The sequence below is a fragment of the Trebonia sp. genome (genome assembly GCF_049794275.1).
Taxonomy (GTDB): domain Bacteria; phylum Actinomycetota; class Actinomycetes; order Streptosporangiales; family Streptosporangiaceae; genus Trebonia.
In genome coordinates, this window is sequence record NZ_JBARCR010000589.1 from 1 (window position 1) to 4,323 (window position 4,323).

The 4,323-nt window shown below is 71.5% G+C and carries 6 protein-coding genes; 3 read left to right on the forward strand and 3 right to left on the reverse strand.

Translation table 11 applies throughout. The features are described 5' to 3' along the window. Positions 1-769, reverse strand: a 769-nt coding sequence (locus WA805_RS15900) for a CmcJ/NvfI family oxidoreductase (RefSeq protein WP_425242718.1), incomplete at its 3' end; no start/stop codon positions are given. Between the two features lie 3 nt (positions 770-772). Then, positions 773-1,606: an SDR family NAD(P)-dependent oxidoreductase gene (locus WA805_RS15905; protein ID WP_422339695.1), complete on the reverse strand. Its 834-nt coding sequence runs from the start codon at positions 1,604-1,606 to the stop codon at positions 773-775. 242 nt (positions 1,607-1,848) lie between these two features. On the opposite strand from WA805_RS15905, the gene WA805_RS15910 reads away from it, so the two are divergent. From WA805_RS15910 to WA805_RS15920, 3 genes are read left to right on the forward strand one after another with little or no spacing between them, the layout of a single operon-like run. Continuing rightward, positions 1,849-2,865, forward strand: coding sequence for a tellurite resistance/C4-dicarboxylate transporter family protein (locus WA805_RS15910; RefSeq protein WP_425242719.1), 1,017 nt, complete (start codon positions 1,849-1,851; stop codon positions 2,863-2,865). A gap of 5 nt (positions 2,866-2,870) precedes the next feature. Beyond that, entirely contained in the window at positions 2,871-3,572 is a 702-nt protein-coding gene (locus WA805_RS15915; RefSeq protein WP_425242720.1) for a helix-turn-helix transcriptional regulator, read from the forward strand. Positions 3,573-3,601: 29 nt separating this feature from the next. Continuing rightward, a complete protein-coding gene (locus WA805_RS15920) occupies positions 3,602-3,817 on the forward strand; it encodes a hypothetical protein (RefSeq protein ID WP_425242721.1) in 216 nt (71 codons plus the stop codon). Here the strand turns inward: WA805_RS15920 and WA805_RS15925 are convergent. Continuing rightward, positions 3,792-4,323, reverse strand: a 532-nt coding sequence (locus WA805_RS15925; RefSeq protein ID WP_425242722.1) for a DUF2249 domain-containing protein, incomplete at its 5' end; no start/stop codon positions are given. The two genes, WA805_RS15920 and WA805_RS15925, sit on opposite strands and share 26 nt — an antisense overlap.

The window sequence follows — 4,323 nt, forward strand, 5'->3', positions numbered from 1 at the left end:
CGCGCGGCGGCGCGTCAGCGGGGCACGACTGGTCGGTGAACGCGCTGTGCGGCACCTGTTCCGCGCGGGCCGGATCGGAATCGAAGCCGCGGAACACGTACGCCTCGTCCCGCGTCATGTCCGCGCAATACCACCAGCAGTGCTCATCGTTGTGCAAGTAGGCGATGTTCTCCCAGGTCATCATCTCGCCTGTGGCGGACTTCATGGCGATCTCGCAGTACTGCTTGTCCTCGGAGGCGACGGTCCGCGTGTCGCACAGTGCGAGCGGCATGTCCTGCGGCGGACCGGAGAACGCCCGCCAGACGTTGTACACCGCGTACCGGTGCTTGAGCCGCTCCGAGGCCTCGTCCGGCGGCAAGTTCCTGCGGAGCATGTACTCGGCCGCGGCGGCGCTGAAGTCGGCGTGCGCGAAGTCACCGGTGAACGTTGTCCCGGCCGGCCGCTCGCCGGCCCTGCCGCTGACCCGGATCACGGGCTGGTTCAGCATCGCGGTCGCGGCGCAGCCGGTGAGGCGGCGCACCAGTTCTGCGGCCTCCCCGATGTACCAGCGCGAGACCTCCTCCCGGTCGTAGAAGTCCCGCACCATGGTCGGCGCGGTGACGAGCGTGAAGCCCTCCCGGCTGAGCGAGAAAGCCGGCGAGTCGTTAGCGCGGTAGCGCATGTCCGCGATGATCACGGACCTGCCGGACAGCGGGAGCTTGGTGAAGTCGGGGCGGACGCCGGGCGCGGGCCGCCGCGGCGGGTCGTAGTAGGCGATCTGGGCGCGCATGAGTCACGTCTCCGCGGTCTGGTCCGCGGCTTGCTCGCGGAACGCGGCGGCGATCGCCTCGTGGCGCGCCCGCACCTGCGGGTACCAGTCCGGGTGGGTCAGCGCGTACAGGTCGCCGCGCTTGATCGCGCGGACCACGACGGCGCCGGCCTCGTCCGGGCCGATCCAGCGGTAGGCCGGGTTGTCCTCGAGCTGGATGTCGACGTCCTCGAGGGCCCGGTCGGGCAGGCCGGCCGGGCGGTTCCGCGAGCTGGTGCCGATGTTGGTGCGGACCGTCCCCGGGCAGAGCACGGAGGCGCCGACCTTCGAGTTCTCCGCGGCGAGTTCGGCGGCCAGCACCTCGGTGAGCGCCACCACCCCGTACTTGGCGACCGCGTACGAGCCGATCCGCGGCGGCGCGACCAGCCCGGCCATCGAGGCGGTGTTGACGATGTGCCCGCCGTCGGGGTTGGCGCGCAGGATCGGCAGGAACACGTGCACGCCGTGGATGACCCCGTACAGGTTCACGCCGAGGATCCAGTGCCAGTCGTCCATGGTCAGGTCTTTGATCGCCGCCATCGGCCCGATGCCGGCGTTGTTGCAGACCACGTGCACGGTGCCGTACAGCTCTTGAGCGGTGCGGGCGAGCGCCTCGACGCTGGCGGCGTCGCTGACGTCGGCGGGTACGCCGGTCGCGCCGATCTCGCCCGCGGTCTTGTCGAGCGCGTCGCGCTCGATGTCGGCGATGATCACCCGCATGCCCTCGGCGACGAGCTGGGTGGCGATGCCCTTGCCGATCCCGGACGCGCCGCCGGTCACGACCGCGACCTTGCCGCGCAGCTCCGGCAGCCCGCTCACCGGCCGGCCCTACTGTCCGCCATGGCCGCTCCTTCGCCCGCGATCCGGATCCGGTTTGTCCCACTGTCGAGACTCCCCGATCCAGCGCCCGGGCGCAATCCCGGCGGCTTCGCCGCCATGAACAGCCGCCTGCCGGGAATGATCGTGATACGAGTGAAAAACGGACGGCAGAGGAGACTGCGCTGACGGAGTCCGGCGCCGTTGACCGGCAGGAACGATCCACCCGGAGCGCGGCTGCCGCCGTGCGGGACCTGGACCCCGCTTGCTTCGCGTTCGTGATGGCCACCGGCATCGTCTCGACCGGCGCGTACCTGCTCGGACCGGGCTGGCTGTCGGACGCGCTGCTCATCGTCGCGGTCGCCGGGCTCGCGGTGCTCACGGTGGCGCTGGTGTGGCGGCTCTTCATGTTCCGCTCTAGCGTGGCGGCCGACCTCCGGGCGCCGGACCGGGTGTTCGGTTTCTTCACGATCACGGCGGGGCTCAACGTGCTCGGGGTGCGGTTCGCCGTGGCGGGGCATCCGCTGGTGGCGGCGGTGCTGGCCGTTCCGGCGGCGATCGCGTGGCTGCTGTTGACCTACGGGGTGCCGGCCAGCCTGCTGCTCGCCAGGCAGCGGGACTCGGTCCTCGGCGGCGTCGACGGCTCGTGGCTGTTGTGGGTGGTGAGCACGCAGTCGCTATCGGTCGTGGCGGCGACGCTGGTTAAGTCCTGGCCGTCGCAGTCCGGCCTGCTCGCGCCGGTCGCGGCCGGGATGTGGAGCATCGGGCTGGTGCTGTACCTGCTGCTGGTGTCCCTGATCATGCTGCGCTGGCTGATGATGCCGGTGACCCCGGCCACGCTGGGGCCGCCCTACTGGATCCTGATGGGCGCCACGGCGATCACCGTGCTGGCCGGAGCCACTTTCCTGGGCCTGCCCGCCACGCTGCCCGTGGTCCGGGCGACGGGCGGGTTCGTCGAGGGCTTCAGCTTCGCGCTGTGGGCGTTCGGCACGTGGTGGATCCCGCTGCTGATCATCTTCAGCCTGTGGCGGCACGTCCGGCGGCACTGGCCGCTCAGGTATGAGCCGGCGCTGTGGAGCGTCGTCTTCCCACTCGGCATGTACAGCGTGGCCACGCTGTCGTTCGGCAAGGCCGCCCAGCTCAGCTTCATGGAGCCGCTAGCCAGGTTCATGTTCTGGGTGGCGGTCGCCGCCTGGATCGCGGTGGCCGCGGCTTTTCCGCGTGCCCTGCTAATTTCTAACAACAATTCTCGTATAAAATAAACCGCATGGACGCAGAGCGTCTCCTCGTACCCGAGGCATCCGAGGAAGGCCGGTCGCGCGGCGGCAGCCGCGCCGCCATCCTGGACATGCTGCGCGCCGCGGACGACCCGCTCGGCATCCGCGAGATCGCGCGGCGGACTGGCCTGCACCAGAACACGGCACGCTTCCACCTCGAGGCGCTAGTGGCGTCGGGCCTGGCGGCCCGTGCGGCGGAAGACAGGGAAACGCCGGGCAGGCCCAGGATCGGCTACCGGGCGGTTGCGTTCGGCCCTGGCGGAGGCAGGCAGTACCGGCTGCTGTCCCTGATGCTCGCCAGCCTCATCGCGGGCACCATGCCGGAGCCGGCCGCCGCCGCCGAGGCCGCGGGCCGCGAATGGGGCGCCTACCTCGGGGAAAAGCCGCCCCCGTTTCAGCGGCTGAGCGCCGAGGAGGCCGTCGCGAAGCTCACCGGGATCATGCGAGAGCTGGGCTTCGAGCCGCACGCCGCGGCCGGCGCCGACGACGGGCAGTACCGGCTGCAGTTGCGCCAGTGCCCGTTCCTCGAGGTCGCCAGGGAGCACCGCGACGTGATCTGTGCGCTGCACCTCGGGCTGATGCGCGGCGCGCTCGACCTGATGCGTGCCCCGGTCACCGCCGATGAGCTGGCCCCGTTCACCGAGCCCGGGCTGTGCGTCGCCCGGCTGACGGCCCATGACGGGGCCCAGTAGCAGGCGTCGGCACCAGGGAGGAGGCCACGATGGACAGCGAGCATCCGATGCGGGATGAACCCGTCGCGGATCTGGCGGACGAGGAAGGCGGCGACCCGGTCTGCTGGGCGCACCTGGTGTGCCTCGAGTGCGGCGCCGTCACGACCGAGGGTCATCGCCCCGGCTGCCAGTCCGCCGGGACCGCGGCCGGGGCCGGGGCCGGGGACGGGGACGGCCAGGTCAGGCGGGAGCCGTGGTCAGGGTGAGCGCCTGCCGGCGCTGGTGGACAGTGAGGTACCGCAGGCCGTCGGGGCCGGCGGTGAACTGCCGCCTGGAGCGGCGGGGCAGCCAGATCAGCGACCCGCCGCGGAGCGCGACCGGCTGGGCGTCCAGTTCGGTGCCGAGCTGCCCGGAACCGGCCAGGACGTAGATCAGCACGTCCACGTCGGGGCCCGTGTGCGCGCCGATCGCGGCGCCCGGCGGCAGTGCGATGATGTTCGAGTCTAGGTCGCGCTCGCGCATCTGGAGCTTCCATACCGCGCCCGTCGCGTCGCCCGATGAGGCACTGACCGCGGCCGCGTCGGCGAGGACGCGCGGCAGCGGCGTAGCGGCGAGCTTCGTGATCCGGATCCGGTACGCGCCGCGCTCCCTGGCGAGGTACTCCCAGGCGTAGCCGCCGGGATGCTCCACCTCGAACTCGTCCCGCAGGTGCCGCGGGTCGTGGTCATTGACGACCGCGATTGACTCGCCGACACCAAGGGCGTCGTACGCC